Below are 17,839 nucleotides of genomic sequence, written 5' to 3' on the forward strand. Positions count from 1 at the left end.
CCTGGATCAGAGCCGGAGGGGAGGGGCGGAAGCTCTTCCCCTTCGTCAGCAACGCGACCAGCAAAGCAGCCAGATGAAGCGTTCCGTTCCTTTCGAGATATTCCGCTACGCCGCGATCCTCGCGGCCATGGCGGTGACGCTGGTGCCGATCCTGTGGATGGTGTCGATGGCCTTCAAGCCGATCGCCGAATGGTCGGCGACCGGTGCCGACCTGACATGGTGGCCGAAGAACCCGACGCTCAGCAATTTCCGCTTCGTCTTCGGCGAATCCACCAACAGCCTGATCGTGGCGCTCGACCGCACCGCGCTGAAGCCGATCCTGTCGTCGCTGCTGTCGGCCGTGTTCGGCACCGCGATCGCCATGTCGGCGGGCACGGCGGCGGCCTACGGGCTGTCGCGTTTCGGCTCCGGCCAGAACCTGCCGCTGGCGCTGATCCAGTTGCGGCTGTTTCCGCCGATGGCGGTGATGATCCCTGTCATGATCATGTGGGCCTTTCTGAACTTCACGGACAGCTGGTGGGGTCTGGCGCTGATCTACGGCATCGTCACTCTGCCGTTCGCCTTCTGGCTGATGAAGACCTTCTTCGACGACATGCCGCGCGAGATCGAGGAGGCAGCACTTGTCGAGGGCTGTTCGCGGCTGCGCGTCTTCACCCGCATCACGCTGCCGATGATGCGCGCGCCGCTCGCCAGTGCCGCCCTCTTCGTCTTCATCCTCAATTGGTCGGACTATCTGATCGCGCTGCTTCTGACGACGCGCGAATGGGTGACCATCCCCGTTTACATGGCCTCGCTGTCGTCCTCGATGACCGGCCAGCTCTATGGCGCCAAGGCGGCGCTCGGCCTGATCGCCGCCGTGCCTCCGGTCATCATGGGCATCGCCATCCAACGCCATCTGGTGCGCGGGCTGACTTTTGGGGCGCTCAAGCAATGAGCGCGGTGACCGTGACTGTTTCGGAGGACCAAATGGGCGCCGCGCGTGCGAAGCCGGCCCTGCGCAACGAGGGCGCCCGGCTGGGCTTCCGGCTGACGCTGCCGGCGCAGATCCTGGTTCTGTTCATTTCGGCCTTTCCACTTCTGATGCAGCTCTACATCAGCGTCACCGACTGGTCGCCGCTCTCGGGCCTCGGCTGGTGGAATGCCTGGGAGATGTGGAACAGTTTCGCCAACTACACCGATCTCGCCGCCGATGCCCGCTTCTGGAGCGCACTGAAGCGCACGGCGATCGTCATGCTCGTCTGCGTGCCGGCGGAGTTCCTGCTCGGCCTGGCGCTGGCGACGCTATTCGCCGACGATTTTCCTGGCAAGCGCATCTTCTATTCGATCCTGCTGATGCCGATGATGGTGGTGCCGGCGGTGGCCGGCTACATGTTCTTTATGCTGTTCCAGTCTGGCGGCCCGGTGAACGACATCCTGTCTTCGCTTACCGGTTCTCCCGTCACCATCGCCTGGCTGTCGGACCCAACCCTGGCGCTGATCGCGGTGATGATCGCCGACATCTGGCAGTGGACGCCGCTGATGTTCCTCATCCTGCTGGCCGGTCTGGTCGGTGTGCCGGAGGACCAGATCAAGGCGGCAACCTTGCTTGGCGCCAATCCCTGGCAGCGCTTCGTCACCATCGTGCTGCCGAAGATGAAGACCATCATCATCATCGCGCTGGCGATCCGGGTGATCGAGAACTTCAAGATCTTCGACACGCTTTACATCATGACCGGCGGCGGCCCCGGCGTCGCCACCGAAACGATCTCCGTCTACATCTACAAGGTCACCACGCAGGACCTGATATGGGGCTATGTGGCGGCGATCGCGCTGGCTATCCTGATCGTGCTCTCCATCGTTGCCGTGTTCGCCATGAAGCGCATGGCGCGGGCGAGGGAGGTTGCGGCATGAGCGCGATCCAGCTGCGTAACCTCACCAAGACATTCGGCGACTTCACCGCGCTGAAGACCATGGACCTCGACATAGCGGACGGCGAATTCATGGCGCTGCTTGGGCCGTCAGGCTGCGGCAAGTCGACGACGATGAACATGATCGCCGGCATGGAAGAGCCGACCAGTGGCAAGATCCTGTTTGGCGAACGCGACATGGCCGGCGTGCCGATGGGGCGACGCGGCGTCGGCTTCGTCTTCCAGAATTACGCCATCTTCACCCATATGACGGTGCGCCAAAACCTTGCCTACGGGCCGAGGATGCGCGGTGCGGCGAAGGCCGAGATCGATCGCCGCGTCGGCGCAATCGCCGAGCTGCTGCAACTGACGCCGCTGCTCGACCGCAAGGCCGACCGGCTGTCGGTCAACATCCTGCAGCGCGTGGCGATCGGCCGCTCGGCGATCATGGAGCCGGCGATCTTCCTGCTCGACGAGCCGCTCTCCAATGTCGACGCCGCCTTCCGGGCCGTCATGCGCACCGAGCTGAAGCAGCTGCAGCGCCAGTTCAAGCAGACCATGGTCTATGTCACCCACGACCAGCTCGAAGCCATGACCATGGCCGACCGCATCGCCGTCATGGATCACGGCGTTCTGCAGCAGGTCGGCACACCGCTCGAAGTCTACAACAATCCGGCCAATGTCTTCGTCGCCCGCTTCATCGGCGCGCCGGGCATGAACCTGCTCAAGGGCAGACCGGCGGAAAGCGACCGTGGGCTGGTCGTCGATCTCGGGCCGATGGGTGTGACGCCGCCGCTGCCGGACGCGTTGGCGGCGACCTTGCGCGGCGCACGTGGCGACGTGCTCTACGGCTTCCGGCCGGAGCAGGTGGCCCTGGCGCAGGATAGGCGCGGGCTTGCCATGCCTGTCACCTTCGTCGAGCGCATTGGTGCGCGCACCATCGTCCATCTCGGCCAGGGCGATGGCGCGGTGAAGGCGGTCTTCGACAATGATGTCGGGCTCTCGATCGGGCAAACCGCGATCGTCGCGCCTGCGGCGTCGTCGGTCCGTATTTTCGACGCCGCCAGCGGCCTTGCGATGAAGGCAGGTTGAGCCATGGCCGACATCGTCTTTCGCAATGTGACCAAGCGCTACGGCACAACGCTCGCCGTCGACGACGCCTCGTTCACCGTCAACGACAACGAGTTCTTCTGTTTCTTCGGGCCGCCGCTGTCGGGCAAGTCGACGATCCTGCGCCTGGTGCTGGGGCTGGAGAGCCCAGACGCCGGCGAAATCCTTATCGGCGGCAGACCGGTCAACGCGATGTCGCCGGCCGAGCGCAATGTGGCGATGGTGTTCCAGAACCTCGCGCTGTTCCCGCATATGAGCGCGCTCGACAATGTGCGCTTTCCGCTGGTCGAACGCGGCGTTGCCGAGCTCCAGATCAAAAAGCGGGTCGCCGACGTCGCGGCCAAGCTGCATATCGGCCACATCCTGCACAAGCCGCCGGCGCAGCTTTCGGGCGGCGAGCGCCAGCGTGTGGCGATCGCGCGTGCGCTGGTGCGCGACCCCAACGCCTATCTGATGGATGACCCGATCTCGGCGCTCGACGCGCGGCTGCGCGAGGAGACGCGTGTCGAGCTGAAGCGCATCCAGCGCGAGCTCGGCAAGACGCTGATCTATGTCACCCACGACCAGGAAGAGGCGATGTCGATCGCCGACCGCATCGCCATATTGGAGAACGGTAGGATCAGGCAGATTGGCGCGCCGGCCGAGATCTATGACCGTCCGGCCAGCACCTATGTGGCGCGGCTGCTTGGCTCGCCCATGATGAATATCCTCAAATCGGCCCGGGGCGAGGGCGGCGTCGAAGCCGCCGAAGGCACGATCCGCATTGTTGACAAGGCGGCTCCCGCCGATGCCGTCGAGATCGGGCTGAGGCCGGAGGATATCAAGGTCAGGCCGTGGCCCATTGATGGAAAAGAGGATGGCGGCCAGGGCCGCCCGGCGCGGGTGTTCGAGGTCGAGCCGCTCGGCGGCTACACCGTCGTGACGCTCGCCGCCGGGCAGGCGCGGCTCAAGGCGCTGTTGCGCGGCCAGCCCGACATCAGGCCCGATGCGATGGTGGCGATATCCTGCGAGCCGGCCCGCGTGCATTATTTCGGACAGAGCGGGGGAGCGCTGGCACGATGACTGCGGCCGCAAGGACAGAATTTCGGGAGGAAGACATGGCAGGCAAAGGCTTCGAGCCGGACGTTAAGGTCCGCACGAAGGAATACAGGATCGGTTGCGTCGGCGCCGGCATGATCATGGCCGAGTGCCATCTCGCTGCTTACAAGGAGGCTGGGTTCCCGGTGGTGGCGATCGCCTCACGCACCAAGGCCAATGCTCAGAAGGTCGCCACGCGCTGGGGCATCCCGACCGTGCACGACACGCCGGAACAACTGATCGAGGACGAGACTGTCGAGATCATCGACCTTGCCTTTCCGCCCGACCTGCAGCCGGCGCTGATCCGCCATGCGCTGAAACAGAAGCACATCAAGGCGATCCTGGCGCAGAAGCCCTTGGCGCTGTCGGTCGAGGAAGCCGTGAAGCTGCGCGACGAGGCGGCGAAGGCCGGCAAGATCCTCTCGGTCAACCAGAACATGCGCTACGACCAGTCGATGCGCGTGTTGAAGCAGATCATGGACAGCGGCGCGCTGGGCGATATCGTCTTCGCGCAGATCGACATGCACGCCATCCCGCACTGGCAGACCTTCCTTCAGGGCTACGACCGGCTGACGCTTGCCAATATGAGCGTGCACCATCTCGACGTGCTGCGCTTCCTGTTCGGTGATCCCGATGAGATCACAACACTCACGCGCAAAGACCCGCGCACGACATTCGACCATTCCGACGGCATCACCGTGTCGACGCTGCGTTTCCCGTCCGGCGTGCTTGCCGTGTCGCTGGAGGATGTCTGGTCCGGCCCACGCCAGGAAGGATACAAGGACGACCAGCACATCAACTGGCGCGTCGACGGCACCAAGGGCGTCGCCAAGGGCACGATCGGCTGGCCGACCGGTGCAGCGTCGACATTGACCTATGCCTCGGCGGAGACCACCGGCGGCGAATGGGTCAGCCCAAGCTGGGACACGATGTGGTTCCCGCATGCTTTCATCGGCGTCATGGAGCAGCTGCAGCACGCGGTGAAGACCGGCACGCCGCCGGCGCTCTCCGTCGCCGACAACGTCAAGACCATGGCGCTGGTCGAAGCGGGCTACCGCTCGATGGCATCGGGGCGCACGGTCAAGCTTTCCGAAATCGCTATCTGATCACCGCAACTGGAAACACCAGACAACTGAATCGCTTACAGGGAGGAATTCACACCATGATGCAGGCAGGTATTTTCACGGGCTATTTCCCGTACGGCCTCGAAGAGACGGCGAAGAAGATCCGCGGCCTCGGTTTCAACACGGTGCAGCTCGATCTCCACTTTAGGGATGTCGACCTCTCGGCCGGGCAGATCACCAAGGACAAGGCGAAGAAGGTGCGCGACGTCCTCCGCGACCACAATCTGCCGGTCTGCTGCGTGTCGGGCTATACCAACATCATCCATCCGGACAAGGCCGAGCGCGACAGGCGGGTCGGCTATCTCAAGGAGATCATCCGCAACGCCCGCCATTTCGGCTCGCCCTATGTGATCTCGGAAACCGGGACCTACAACACCGAGTCCGACTGGGTGCATCACCCCAAGAACAAGACCGAGGAAGGTTTTGAGGAATGCCGCAAGGTGATCGCTGACCTCGCTCAGACGGCTTACGACCACGGCGCGGTCTTCCTGCTCGAAACCTATGTCAACAACGTCGTCGGCTCGGTCGAGGAAACGGTGAAGATGTTCGCGCAGGTCGACCATCCCGGCCTTGGCCTGTTGATGGATCCGACCAACTATTTCGAGACCCACAACATCGACAGGATGGACCAGATCCTGAACCAGGTGTTCGACACGCTGACCGACAAGATCAAAATCGCGCACGCCAAGGACGTCAAGCGCTCGGGTGACGACAAGTCCGAGAAGCACGCCGATATCGGCGACGCCGATGCGATGGAAAGCCATACGTTCCGCGGTGTCGGCGAGATCGAACTGCCGGCGCCGGGCCTCGGCTCGCTGAACTACGACCTCTACCTCAAGCGGCTGGCGGAAAAGCACCCGAACATCCCGGTCATCATCGAGCATCTGTCGGAAGACGACGTGCCGCGCGCCAAAAAATTCCTCGACGGGAAGTTCCGCGCCAACGGGCTTTGAGATGCGGTGGCGCTGCCTTTGAAAGGCGGCGCCAGCACTTGCACGACACGAAGTGGAGGAAACAAGATGTTGAAATTCGCATTGAAATTGGCGGCCGCCACGACGGTGCTTGCCGGCGTCGCGTTCGGCTCGGCCGCGCAGGCGCAGGACGGCCAGAAGACGTTTTACCTGCTGTCGCATGGCGGACCTTCGGATGCCTTCTGGATCGACTGGAACGCCGGCGCCACAAAAGCCTGCGACCAGCTCAAGGTGACCTGCAAGATCTCCTTCAGCGGCGGCGACATGGCGGCGCAGAAGGAGGCCTTCAATTCAGCATTGGCGGCCAAGCCCGACGGCATCGCCACCACATCGGCGCAGCCCGGCCTGTGGACCGAGGAAGTGAAGGCGGCGAAGGCCGCCGGCATTCCGATCGTGTTCTTCAACACCGACGATCCAGCGACGGGCCGCCAGGCCTATGTCGGCGCCGACCTCAAGGAGGCCGGCGTCATCTGGGCCAAGTACCTGGTCGACCACAAGATGGTGAAGCAGGGCGACAAGGTGTTCCTGCCAGTCGAGGTTCCCGGCGCCAGCTATCAGCAACTGGAAACCGAAGGCATTGCCAGCGTTTTCGATCCGTTGGGGATCAAATATGACGTCGTCGATTGCGGCACCGATCCGGCCGGCATCATCGCCAAGATGACCGACTACATGGTCGCCAACAATCCGCCGGCGATCATTGCGCTGGGCGATTCCGTGGCGGCCAGCGTCAAGCGTGTGTTCGACGGCGCGGGCGTGCCGGCCGGCAAGATCCCGGTCGTCGGCTGGGGTAACTCCAAGGAGACGGCGCAGGCCGTCAAGGACGGCTTCGTCAACGCCGCCGCCTGGCAGTATCCGTCGGCGCAAGGCTTCATGCCGGTGGCGCTGCTCGGTCTTGCCGCTTCGGGCGAGCCGATCGGCTACGACATCCACACTTTCGGTCTCTACGACGCCTCCAGCGTCGACCCGATCCTGAAGCTTTACGACAAGAAGTAAGAAAAGCAGCGCCCGCTGTGAAGGCGGCGGGCGTCTTTCAAGCATGGTTCAAACAGTCATGACGATCGCCGCAGAAGACGAGATGCCTGTCGGGAAACGCAGATCGAGCCTGATACGCTCGCCGCAATTCTCCTCGCTCGTCATTCTCATTGTCCTGCTGGCTGTGTTCGCTGTCGCCGACGCCAATTTCCTGTCGCCACTCAACATCTCCAACATGATGGCGTTCCTGCCCGAGCTCGGCATCATCGCGCTCGGCATGACGTTGCTTCTGACGGCGGGCGAATTCGATCTCTCCGTCGGCGCGGTGTTCGGCCTGGCGCCGGTGGTGGTGATGCTGCTGGTGCAGAACGCCGGCTGGGACATCGGCCTCGCGTTGCTGGCCGGGCTTGTCCTGTGCATCGCGATCGGCGCGATCAACGGGCTGATCGTCACCAAGATCGGCATTTCGTCTTTCCTGGTGACGCTGTCGATGCTGCTCGTCGTGCGCGGCGCGGCGCTCTACATCACGCAAGGGTTTCCGCTGAAATCCTGGGACCAGCCCGGCTTCTTCGTGACGCTGCTGGCCGGCAGCTTCAACATCGGCTCGTTCCGCTTCTACACCTCGCTGTGGTGGTTCATCGGCCTGTCGCTGTTTGCCATCTACATCCTGCGCTACGCCAAGCTCGGCAACTGGATCAGCGCCATCGGCAGCAATCGCAACGCGGCGGTGGCGCGCGGCGTGCCGGCGGACGCCGTCAAGATCTGGTTGTTCATCGCGACATCGGTGCTGGCGGGCCTTGCCGGTATGATCAGCGCCTTCCGCATCTCGGCCGCTTCGCCGGTGGCCGGCACCGGCTACGAGCTGGAAGTGATCGCCATGGTGGTGGTCGGCGGCACGGCGCTGACCGGCGGGCGCGGCACCATCCTCGGCACCATTGTCGGCGCGCTGATGCTGCGCGCCATCCGCAACGGCATCGTGCTGATCGGTGTGCCGGGGCTCGCCTACAACATCTTCGTCGGCCTCATCATCCTCGCCATGCTCATCCTGCACGCTCTGCTGCAGAAGAACGCTGCAAGGAGCTGACGATGGAAGTACTGCGGCTGCAGAACCTGCAAAAATCCTTCGGCAGCGTGCGCGCGCTGAAGAATGCCTCGCTGACACTCAGGGAAGGCGAAGTGGTGGCGCTGCTCGGCGACAATGGCGCCGGCAAATCGACGCTGATCAAGGCGATCTCGGGCGTGTTCCCCATCGACCGCGGCGATATCTATGTGCGCGGCGAAAAAGTTTCGATCCGCTCGACCCGCGATGCGATGGACCTCGGCATCGAGACCATCCACCAGGACACGTCGCTGGCGCCGGATCTCAGCATCTCGCGCAATCTCTTCCTCGGCCGCGAGCCGGTTAATTTCGGCTGGCTCGGCGTGTTCGCGCCGCTCGATCTGGCGAAGTTGCGCAAGGCTGCTTCCGAACTGCTCAAGCGTGTCGGCATCTCGAAGAAGCTCGACGCCGATGCGCTGGTCTCGACGCTGTCGGGCGGCGAGCGCCAGTCGATCGCTATTTCGCGCGCCATGCAGTTCGCCGCCAAGGTGATCATCCTCGACGAGCCGACAAACAATCTCGGCGTCGAGGAAACCCATGGCGTGCTGCGCTTCGTCAAGGAGGTGCGCGACGCCGGCCATTCGGTGCTGCTCATCACCCACAACATCCATCACGTGTTTCAGGTCGCCGACCGCATCATCGTCATGCGCCGCGGCGAAATCGTCGCCGAACAGATCGTCGCCGACACCGATCTCCTGACCGTGGAAAGCATCATCACCGGCGCCGATATGTCGGCCCTGCTTAAGGAGGCGAGGGCAAAGTGAAGGGCGTCGCATGGTAGAGCTTTACGGCAAGACGCTGTCGCGACGGCAAGTGGCGGAGCGGTCCGGCATGCTGTCGCAATTCGCCGGCGTGCGGCTGATGACGCTTGGCGACGGCGTGGAACGCGGCATCCGCATGCTGGAGTTCCGCACCGGCTCCGGCCTGCGCTTTACCGCGCTGGTCGACCGGGCGCTTGATATCGCCGATTGCGACTTTAAGGGCCAGGCGATCGGCTGGCATTCGCCGAGCGGTTTTCGCCATCCGGGCCTGCACGATTATGAAGGGGAGAGCGGGCTCGCCTGGGCTCGCTCCTTTTCCGGCCTGCTGGTCACCTGCGGCCTCGACCATATACTGGGTCGCGAAGACGTGCCGGCCGAAAACTACAACTACCCCGGCAAGAAGACCGTCACCCATTCGCTGCACGGCCGCGTCGGCACCATCCCGGCGCGGCTGGCCGGCTATGGCGAGCGCTGGGATGGCGACCGCTGCGTGCTGTGGGCCGAAGGCATCGTCCAGCAGGCGGCGGTGTTCGGCGAAGATCTGCATCTCATCCGTCGCATCGAGGCCGATGTCGGCGGCAACGAGATCCGGCTTTCCGACCGTGTCGTCAATCACGGCTTCAACCGTACGCCGCATATGTATTTCTACCACATCAATGTCAGCCATCCCTTGCTCGACCAGGGCTCGCGCTATCTGGCGCCGATCCGCGACGTGGTCTGGGCTGGCCATACCGGCGAGCGCTATGAGGCGCAGAAGGTCGGCTACCGCACGGCGCCGGCGCCGCAGCTGGGGTTCAGCGAGCAGGTCTGGCAGCACGAGATGGGCGCCGACGATAAAGGCCAAGTGCCGGTGGCAGTGGTCAACGACCGGCTTGGCCTCGGCTTCGAAGTGGTGACGCGCAAGGACCAACTGCCCTGCGCCTATCAGTGGCAGAATTTCCAGGCCGGGCAGTATGCGCTGGGCATAGAGCCCTCGACCCATCATGTGCTCGGCGATCTCGCCGCGCGTGAACGCGGCGAGATGATCTGGCTGGAGCATGGCGAAGCCCGGGCCTACGATGCGGTGTTTCGTGTCCTCGATGGCGCCGGGGAGATTGCGGCGGCGGAAGGCAGGATCGGCGCGATCGCCAGGCAGCCGGAGCAGGATTATCCCAGGCCGTCGGGAAATTTTCCGAGATTGGGGGCATGATGCGACAGGAATGCTCCGGCTGGCGGGCCGGAAACCGGAGGTCGGTGTGATGGGCAAAAAACGCGACTATAGCCTGGTCGGCGAGAGCACGCGGGCCGCGATCGAGACTGGCCTGGCCTCGGCTGAGTGGTACCACACCGACGTGCCGCGCAAGGCGATGAAGGAGCTGATGCAGCGCTCCGACGGCCCGGCGATCCGCGACACCATCATCTGGATCGCTGCGATCCTGGGCTCGGCCGCCGGCATCGTCTGGTTCTGGGGCACGTGGTGGGTGGTGCCGTTCCTGTTCGTCTATGGCGTGCTCTACGGCTCGTCGAGCGACTCGCGCTGGCATGAATGCGGCCACGGCACGGCCTTCCGCACGCGCTGGATGAACGATGTCGTCTACCACATCGCGTCCTTCATGCTGATGCGCAATCCAGTGCAATGGCGCTGGAGCCATGCCCGCCACCACACCGACACGATCATTGTCGGCCGCGATGCCGAGATCGCCGTCATGCGTCCGCCCGACCTGTTGAAGGCGGGACTGGCCTTCACCGGCATTCTCGATTTCCGCTATTCGCTGCCAACGCTGGTGCGCCAGGCCTTCGGCACGCTGTCGGACGAGGAGAAGAGCTACATCCCGGAAATGGAACAGCACAAGGCGGTGGTCGCCGCCCGCTGGCACATGGCCGTGTACGTTGCGACGATCGCTATCGCGATCGCGCTGGGGTCATGGATCCCGCTGGTGCTGATCGGCCTGCCGCGCCTTTACGGCACCTGGCACATGGTGACGACCGGCTTGCTGCAGCATATCGGGCTGGCCGACGATGTGGTCGACCACCGGCTCAACACCCGCACGGTCTACATGAACCCGATCAGCCGGTTCATCTACTGGAACATGAACTACCATGTCGAACACCACATGTTCCCGATGGTGCCGTATCACGCGCTGCCCAGGCTGCACGAGCTGATCAAGCACGACCTGCCGGAGCCGAACCCGTCCATGTGGCATGCCTATCGCGAGGTCTGGCCGGTGCTGCTCAGGCAGCTGAAATACGAGGATTTTTATCTCAAGCGCGAATTGCCGCCGACGGCCAGGCCCTATCGCGGCGAGTTCCACGAGGTCGATATGTCGGCTGCGGCCGAATAGCTGAGGAGACCGATATGGCCGACTGGGTTGAAGCGTGCGCGGTGGACGATATCGATGAAGAGGATGTCATCCGCTTCGATCATGGCGGCCGCAGCTTCGCGGTCTACCGCTCGCTCGATGACGAGTTCTTCGCCACGGACGGCTATTGCACGCATGAGAAGGCGCATCTGGCCGACGGGCTGGTGATGGACGACATCATCGAATGCCCGAAGCACAATGGCCGCTTCAATTACAAGACCGGCCAGGCCAAGGGCGCGCCGGTCTGCGTCAATCTCGTGACCTATCCGGTGAAGATCGAGGCCGGTAAGGTGATGATCCAGATCTGACGCGGCAACCGATCCAGCATCACAGAGGGGACGTTTTAATGAGCCGAAAGAGACCGACCGTCGCCGATCTGCGCGCGATGAAGGGCAAGCGCCAGCTTACCATGCTGCGCGTGCTTAACCTGGACGAGGCGGAGGCCGCCGAACGGGCAGGGGTCGACATCGTCTCGGTGCCGCCTGAACTGGTGCTCAACCCTCAGTATCGCGATGCCGCGCCCAGCCTGTTCACCATGCCGGGCGAAAACTTCTTCGAGATCGGCACGGCGGATGATTTCGTGCGCTGGGCCTTCCGGCTCTACAAGGCAAGCGCCGACGCGGTCTATTGCAGCGCCGGCTATGCCACGATCAAGCGCATGGCGGACGACGCCATCCCCGTCATAGGCCATGTCGGCCTCATTCCGTCCCGCGCCACTTGGACCGGCGGCTTCAAGGCGGTCGGCAAGACTGCCGACACCGCCTTGGAGGTTTTCGAGGCGGTGAAGCAGCTGGAAGCTGCGGGCGCCGTCGGCGCCGAGATCGAGGTGGTGCCGGTCGAGGTCGCCAAGGCAATTTCGGAGCGGACCTCGCTGATCATGCTGTCGATGGGGGCGGGCACCGGCTGCGACGCGCAATATCTGTTCGCCGACGACATCCTTGGCCAGAACCGGGGCCACATGCCACGCCACTCCAAGGTCTACCGCAACTTCGCCGCCGAGTATGACCGGCTGCAGGCGGAGCGGGTGGCGGCCTTCTCGGAATATGTCGCCGACGTCAACAGCGGCGCCTATCCCGAGGACAGGCACGTTGTGCACATGGAGCCGGCCGAGCTCAGTCTGTTCCTGAAAAGGGTAGGCGCAAAGAGCTGACTATTTCGGTTTCTTTGTCGACTGTCGAAGCGCCTCGCCACGCTCCGTCGGCGAGCATGGCGTGAAGCACCTCGGCGTCGGCCCCCAGCGGCCGGTCGTCCTTCAGCATCGATACATGCGCGCGCACTGCTGCATAGATCGCGCCGGTGCGTGGTGCCAGCGTCAACCCTTCACGCAGGTCGACGGCCTGGGCGGCGGCCATCAGCTCGAAGGCGATCAGCCGCCGCCACAGCGCGATCATCCCCGCGCATTTCGAGACGGCGAGGAGCGATTGGGTCGCGTGATCCTCGACGCCTTCCGAAACCGGGAGAAAATCGAGCATCACCGGATTGGCCTTGTGGCGGATGGCGGCCAGGATCGATGTTGCTGTCTTCTGCAGCGGCACGAAACCGGCCGATGCGCCACCGATGGGCGACAGATATTTGCTCAGCCCGTTGCGGCCCGAACCGGTGAGCTGGATGAAGCGGGCGACGCTCGCGGCGGCGCATTGCGCGATCGCCAGGCTGAGCGTCTCGAAAGCAAGCGAAAGTGCCGCCGTGTGGAAGTTGCCGGTCGACATCACCAATTCGTCGTCACCGAGCACGAGCGGGTTGTCGGCGGCGGCGTTGAGTTCGATCTCGACGGCGCGTTTTGCCTGACCGATCGCCTCGATCAGCGCGCCGTGGATCGACGGCATGCAGCGGATCGACAGCGGGTCCTGCAAGGTGGTGGGCGCCGGCATCTCGTCGCGGGCGAGAAGGTCGTGCAGGGCTTTCGCCGCCTCCTGCTGTCCAGCGGCCGGCCGCGCCATCTGCAGGCGCGGATCGAGGATGGTGCGGTTGGCGCCAAAGCCTTCCATGGTCAGCGCGCCGGCCTGCTGCTGCTGGGCCAGCGCCGACAGCGCATCCGCTATCGCAAGGGCGCCGCTGCCGGAGGAGACCGCCGAGGCGTTGATCAGGGACAGTCCATCTTTCGGCGCCAGGCTGATCGGGGCGAGGCGGGCCATCATCAGCGCCTTGGCCGCCGGCATGCGGCGGCCCTGGTAATCGGCTTCGCCTTCGCCGATCAGCAGACGGGCAAGCGCGGTCATCAGCACGAGGTCGCCGGCGCCGATCGAGCCGAGCGAAGGCATCACCGGATGGACGCCGGCATTGAGCGCATCGACCAGAGCGGTGAACACGGCGGGCGACAGGCCGGAGCCGCCGGCCGACAGCATCGAGGCGCGGGCGACCATGGTGGCCCGCACGGTCTCGACCGGCAGGGTTTCGCCGACCGCTCCGCTGCGGCCCTCAAGCAACTGACGTTGGAAGGCGCTGGCGTCGCCTTCGACTGAGGTGCCGAGATTGGCGCCAAGCCCGGTGTTGAGGCCGTAGATCTGCTGACCGGAGGCGGCGGCCTGGTCGAGCACTTTTCGCGCCTTGTCCAGCCTGCCGATGATTTCGGGTCCGATCTCCACCTTGCGCGTTTCGCGGGCCACAGTAGCTACATCGCTGACACTGACACCGGCTCCGGTAAGGACGAGCGCGCTCATGCGAAACGCAGCCTCTGGCCGATGCCCTTTTCGCCTGCCTTGGCCAGCATCGCCTTGCCCAACGCAATGTCGGACAGTGATAGGCCGCGATGCCAGAACAGGATGGTCTCGTCGTCGCCCTGTCTGCCCGGCCTGAGACCGGCGGCGATCTGGCCGAGTTCGGCATGCAGCGTCGTTTCGCTCAACCGGCCGGTCTCGACATGGGCGCGCAGCGAGCCGAACTTGCCGCCCTTGCACTGGCCCCAGTCGTCGACGACCATCTTCTGCATGATGTCGGTCAGCGACAGCTCCACCGCGCTCATCGTGCCATAGGGCACGACCAGCGCGCCGGGCTTGATCCATTCGGTCTTGAGCAGCGGCTGCGGCTCGGGCAGACGCGAGGCCTCGACGACGATGTCGGCGCCCTTGACGCAGCTCTCCCAGTCGACCACGGCCGTAACCTTCTTGCCGAGATCAGCGGAGAGCTTGGCGGCAAAGCCGTCGCGGCTTTCCGGCCGGCGCGAATGGACGCGGATTTCATCGAAATCGAAGAGATGGTCGAGCAGCCGCACGTTCCAATAGGCCGTGCCGCGCGCGCCGATATGGGCGAGCACCTTGGAATTCTTCCTTGCCAGATGTTTTGCCCCGATGGCGGTGACGGCGCCGGTGCGCATGTCGGTGATGACGGTGGCGTCGAGAATGGCGCGCGGTGTGCCGGTGCGCGGGTCGAACAGATTAAGGATGCCGAATTCCGAGGGCAGGCCGTGCAGATAGTTGTCGACATAGTCACCGACGATTTTCACGCCCGCCGTGTCGAGCGGCGCGACGTAGCCACGCAGCACGTTGAAATGGCCGTGGAAGGTGGGGTCGGGCTCCAGATGCACGCGCGGCTCGATCACCGTCTGGCCCTTGCCTTGCGCCACCAGGCCAGCCTCGACAGCGGCGATGATTTCGCCATCGGTCATATCTAGCGCTTCGATGTCGAGGGCATTGAGATAATCGATATAGATGGGCTTCATTTATGCGCGTACTTTCCTCGGTCACCCCGCCCATCCCATAGCAGGCCGCGGCGTGACACGAAAGTTTGTTGCGCTGTGTCTGGACGCTGCCGGCTAAATGCTGTTCAAACCGGACCGACATGACTGCCATTCCCGACACCGAAGCCTTACCCGAAACGGCCACCAATGCGCGGCGCGTGGCACTGATCGTGGCCATCGCCTTCTTCATGCAGCTGCTGGATTCGACGATCATCTCGACCTCGCTGCCGCAGATGGGCCAGTCCTTCGGCGTGCCGGCGGTGGCGATGAGCATCGGCATCACCGTCTACATGCTGACCATGGCGGTGTTCGTGCCGCTTTCGGGCTGGCTCGCCGACCGCTTCGGCGCGCGCAACATCTTTCTCGTTGCGATCGCGCTGTTCACGCTGGCCTCGCTCGCCTGCGGCTTCTCCGGGAATTTGACCCAATTCGTCGCCGCTCGCGCCGTGCAGGGGCTGGGCAGCGCGCTAATGACGCCGGTCGGCCGCATTCTCGTCCTGCGCAACGCCTCGAAATCCGAACTGCTCAACGCCACCGCGCTGATCACATGGCCGGCATTGTTCGCGCCCGTCGTAGGGCCAGTGCTCGGCGGCTTCATCACCACCTACCTGTCCTGGCACTGGAATTTCTTCATCAACATCCCGCTTGGGCTGGTCGGGCTGGCGCTGGTCGCCCGCTTCATCCCCGGCGATCGCGAGGCCGATCCCAAGCCGTTGGACTGGCCTGGGTTTTTCCTGACCTCGCTCGGGCTCGCCTGCCTGCTCTACGGACTCGAGCGCATCGCGCATCCCGAGGATGGCATGCTGCCGACCGTGGGCCTGATCGCGGCGGGCATCGTTGTCGGCTGGCTGGCGGTGCGGCATCTGCGGCGCGCGCCGCATCCGCTGCTCGACCTTTCTTCCTTCAAGGTGCTGACCTTTGCCATCTCGACACTTGCTGCCGGCACCATCTTCCGGGTGGCGATCAACGCGACGCCGTTCCTGCTGCCGCTTTTGTTCCAGGTTGGTTTCGGCCTCTCGCCCGTCGATGCCGGCCTGATGATCCTGGCCTATTTCCTCGGCAATCTCGGCATGAAGACGGTGACGACGCCAACGCTGCGGCGGTTCGGGTTCCGCTCGGTGATGGTGGTCAACGGCATCATCGCTTCGGCCTCGATCATGGCTTGCGGGGCGATCTCGCCGCAAACACCGCAGGCGCTGGTCGTGGCGCTGATGCTGATCGCCGGCCTGTCGCGCTCGATGCAGTTTACCGCGCTCAACACGCTGGCCTTCGCCGATATCGATGCGGCGCAGCGCAGTTCGGCGGCGACGCTATCCTCGATGCTGCAGCAGGTGGCGATGCTGTTCGGCGTTGCCGTGGCGGCGGCGGTTCTCAATCTGTCGCAGATCGCAAGAGCCCAGCCTGCTCTCGACCTCGTCGATTTTCGAATCGCCTTTTTCGTGATCGGCGCCATCGGGCTGGTCGCGGCCCTGCGTTTTCTGGTGCTGCCGCCCGGCGCCGGTGCCGAGGTTTCCGGCCACGTGCCGGGGAACTGAAAATCGGATTATTTGGCTGGTGCGGAGATAAATTCCGCCTCATCCTTTCGCCTTGATGAAGCGCTTTCGCGAATGGCTGCGTTCGTGCAATCAATTGCCAAAAACGCAGGAGTTTCCGAGCATTGCGCCAGTTTCGGCAATCGATGCGTCCACTCGGCAAATATCGGCACAAGACCGCATTCTGAACGCGGATTCATTTGACGAACCGGCGCCGAGCCGATTAGCCTTTGCTTTCGGGATGGCAGCGCTGCCATCGGGGCGAATGCAGACATGAACGCGATTGGCTGGCCAAATCTCAGGAGCCTGAATCAGGAAGGCATTGTCTTTGCCATTGCGGTGGTGCTGTTCGCTGCCGCTGCCATCGGCCTGCCGGGCTTCATCGACCCCAACAACCTCGTCGCCATTGTCCGCTCGGTGTCGGTGCTGGGCATATTGGCGCTCGGCATGGCGGTCGTCATCATCGGGCGCGGCATCGATCTGTCCGCGGTGGCGATCATGGCGATGTCGGTCGCCTGGTATCTGCAACTGCTCAACACCGGAACTTCGGACGGGCTGGCTTTCGCCTATGTGCTGTCCGGCGTGCTCGCCATCGGCCTGCTCAACGGCTTTCTCGTCGCCTATGCCGACGTGCCGGCGATCTTCGTGACGCTAGCCACCGGCTCCTTCGTCTTCGGCTATGTGCGCTCGCAACTGATCACGCAGGATGCCGTGCCGGTGCCGCAGGGCCATTGGGTCGAGTTGCTCGGCGGCCTGCGCTTCCTCGACATCCCGATCGAGGTGTTCGTCTTCGCGGGGCTGGCTTTCCTGTTCTTCCTGTTCCTTCGCTACACAAAATGGGGCCGCTACATCTATTTTGCCGGTGACAATCCTGTCGCCGCCCGCAACATCGGCATTCCGGTGCGGCCGATGCTGGTGCTGCGCTATGTGCTCTCGGCCTTTGTGGCGCTGATCGCCGGCCTGCTGACGGCGGCCAGCCTGCATTCGATCAACACGCGCGTCGTCAACTCGACGCTGCTCTACGACATCGTGCTGGTGGCGGTGATCGGCGGCATCGGCCTGTCCGGCGGGCGAGGCGGGGTGCGCAATGTGCTGGTGGGGGCAGCGCTGATCGGCATCCTGCTCAACGCCATGACCATCATCGACATTCCGCTGCTCTACCAGAACCTGATCAAGGCGGCGATCCTGCTCGGGGCCATCATCGTCGACGGTATCATCAATCCGCGCGACGAGCAGACCGCGCAGCAGGGCGACATTTAGAGCAGATGGGCTAGCCCATCTTGCTCGGAGTA

Annotated in this window: 17 protein-coding genes; 15 read left to right on the plus strand and 2 right to left on the minus strand. The window is 63.9% G+C overall.

Annotation, left to right across the window (positions count from 1 at the left end; all coding sequences use genetic code 11):
• Window positions 1–73 precede the first annotated feature (73 nt).
• The 13 genes from AC04SF_RS08945 to AC04SF_RS09005 all read left to right on the plus strand — a co-directional run bounded on the left by AC04SF_RS08945 (window position 74) and on the right by AC04SF_RS09005 (window position 12,489).
• Window positions 74–934 (plus strand): carbohydrate ABC transporter permease, encoded by an 861-nt coding sequence (locus tag AC04SF_RS08945; protein ID WP_023769530.1) that lies wholly within the window; start codon window positions 74–76, stop codon window positions 932–934.
• Entirely contained in the window at window positions 931–1,890 is a 960-nt protein-coding gene (locus AC04SF_RS08950; protein WP_488477485.1) for a carbohydrate ABC transporter permease, read from the plus strand. The genes AC04SF_RS08945 and AC04SF_RS08950 overlap by 4 nt, the downstream gene beginning before the upstream one ends.
• Window positions 1,887–2,978 carry an ABC transporter ATP-binding protein gene (locus tag AC04SF_RS08955; RefSeq protein ID WP_488477486.1) on the plus strand — a complete coding sequence of 364 codons (1,092 nt, stop codon included), beginning with the start codon at window positions 1,887–1,889 and terminating at the stop codon, window positions 2,976–2,978. Before AC04SF_RS08950 ends, AC04SF_RS08955 begins: the two co-directional genes overlap by 4 nt.
• 3 nt (window positions 2,979–2,981) lie before the next feature.
• Window positions 2,982–4,058, plus strand: coding sequence for an ABC transporter ATP-binding protein (locus AC04SF_RS08960; RefSeq protein ID WP_488477487.1), 1,077 nt, complete (start codon window positions 2,982–2,984; stop codon window positions 4,056–4,058).
• Window positions 4,059–4,093: 35 nt separating this feature from the next.
• Complete coding sequence (locus AC04SF_RS08965; RefSeq protein WP_488477488.1) at window positions 4,094–5,179, plus strand: Gfo/Idh/MocA family protein; 1,086 nt, start codon at window positions 4,094–4,096, stop codon at window positions 5,177–5,179.
• 56 nt (window positions 5,180–5,235) lie between these two features.
• On the plus strand, window positions 5,236–6,150 hold the full coding sequence (locus tag AC04SF_RS08970) for a sugar phosphate isomerase/epimerase family protein (protein ID WP_488477489.1): 915 nt from the start codon (window positions 5,236–5,238) through the stop codon (window positions 6,148–6,150).
• Window positions 6,151–6,216: 66 nt separating this feature from the next.
• Window positions 6,217–7,161 carry a sugar ABC transporter substrate-binding protein gene (locus AC04SF_RS08975; RefSeq protein WP_488477490.1) on the plus strand — a complete coding sequence of 315 codons (945 nt, stop codon included), beginning with the start codon at window positions 6,217–6,219 and terminating at the stop codon, window positions 7,159–7,161.
• A gap of 58 nt (window positions 7,162–7,219) precedes the next feature.
• Entirely contained in the window at window positions 7,220–8,224 is a 1,005-nt protein-coding gene (locus AC04SF_RS08980) for an ABC transporter permease (RefSeq protein WP_488477491.1), read from the plus strand.
• On the plus strand, window positions 8,221–9,003 hold the full coding sequence (locus AC04SF_RS08985; protein WP_488477975.1) for an ATP-binding cassette domain-containing protein: 783 nt from the start codon (window positions 8,221–8,223) through the stop codon (window positions 9,001–9,003). The genes AC04SF_RS08980 and AC04SF_RS08985 overlap by 4 nt, the downstream gene beginning before the upstream one ends.
• A gap of 10 nt (window positions 9,004–9,013) precedes the next feature.
• Entirely contained in the window at window positions 9,014–10,189 is a 1,176-nt protein-coding gene (locus tag AC04SF_RS08990; protein ID WP_488477492.1) for an aldose 1-epimerase family protein, read from the plus strand.
• A gap of 49 nt (window positions 10,190–10,238) precedes the next feature.
• Entirely contained in the window at window positions 10,239–11,321 is a 1,083-nt protein-coding gene (locus AC04SF_RS08995; RefSeq protein ID WP_488477493.1) for a fatty acid desaturase family protein, read from the plus strand.
• 14 nt (window positions 11,322–11,335) lie between these two features.
• Window positions 11,336–11,647 carry a MocE family 2Fe-2S type ferredoxin gene (locus tag AC04SF_RS09000; RefSeq protein ID WP_488477494.1) on the plus strand — a complete coding sequence of 104 codons (312 nt, stop codon included), beginning with the start codon at window positions 11,336–11,338 and terminating at the stop codon, window positions 11,645–11,647.
• Window positions 11,648–11,685: 38 nt separating this feature from the next.
• The gene (locus AC04SF_RS09005) at window positions 11,686–12,489 is read left to right on the plus strand and encodes a 3-methyl-2-oxobutanoate hydroxymethyltransferase (protein WP_096447685.1); all 804 of its coding nucleotides are present in this window, start codon (window positions 11,686–11,688) and stop codon (window positions 12,487–12,489) included.
• On the opposite strand, the gene AC04SF_RS09010 is transcribed toward AC04SF_RS09005, so the two are convergent.
• Together AC04SF_RS09010 and AC04SF_RS09015 are read right to left on the minus strand one after the other, a co-directional pair.
• A complete protein-coding gene (locus AC04SF_RS09010) occupies window positions 12,452–13,999 on the minus strand; it encodes an HAL/PAL/TAL family ammonia-lyase (RefSeq protein ID WP_488477495.1) in 1,548 nt (515 codons plus the stop codon). The genes AC04SF_RS09005 and AC04SF_RS09010 overlap by 38 nt on opposite strands.
• Window positions 13,996–14,997: an ornithine cyclodeaminase family protein gene (locus AC04SF_RS09015; protein WP_488477496.1), complete on the minus strand. Its 1,002-nt coding sequence runs from the start codon at window positions 14,995–14,997 to the stop codon at window positions 13,996–13,998. The genes AC04SF_RS09010 and AC04SF_RS09015 overlap by 4 nt, the downstream gene beginning before the upstream one ends.
• 119 nt (window positions 14,998–15,116) lie before the next feature.
• Between AC04SF_RS09015 and AC04SF_RS09020 the strand changes: the two genes are divergently transcribed.
• Together AC04SF_RS09020 and AC04SF_RS09025 are read left to right on the plus strand one after the other, a co-directional pair.
• Complete coding sequence (locus AC04SF_RS09020) at window positions 15,117–16,550, plus strand: DHA2 family efflux MFS transporter permease subunit (RefSeq protein ID WP_488477497.1); 1,434 nt, start codon at window positions 15,117–15,119, stop codon at window positions 16,548–16,550.
• Window positions 16,551–16,820: 270 nt separating this feature from the next.
• Window positions 16,821–17,807 carry an ABC transporter permease gene (locus AC04SF_RS09025; RefSeq protein WP_488477498.1) on the plus strand — a complete coding sequence of 329 codons (987 nt, stop codon included), beginning with the start codon at window positions 16,821–16,823 and terminating at the stop codon, window positions 17,805–17,807.
• Window positions 17,808–17,839: the final 32 nt, after the last annotated feature.

The organism is Mesorhizobium sp. CNPSo 4671, assembly GCF_057784245.1.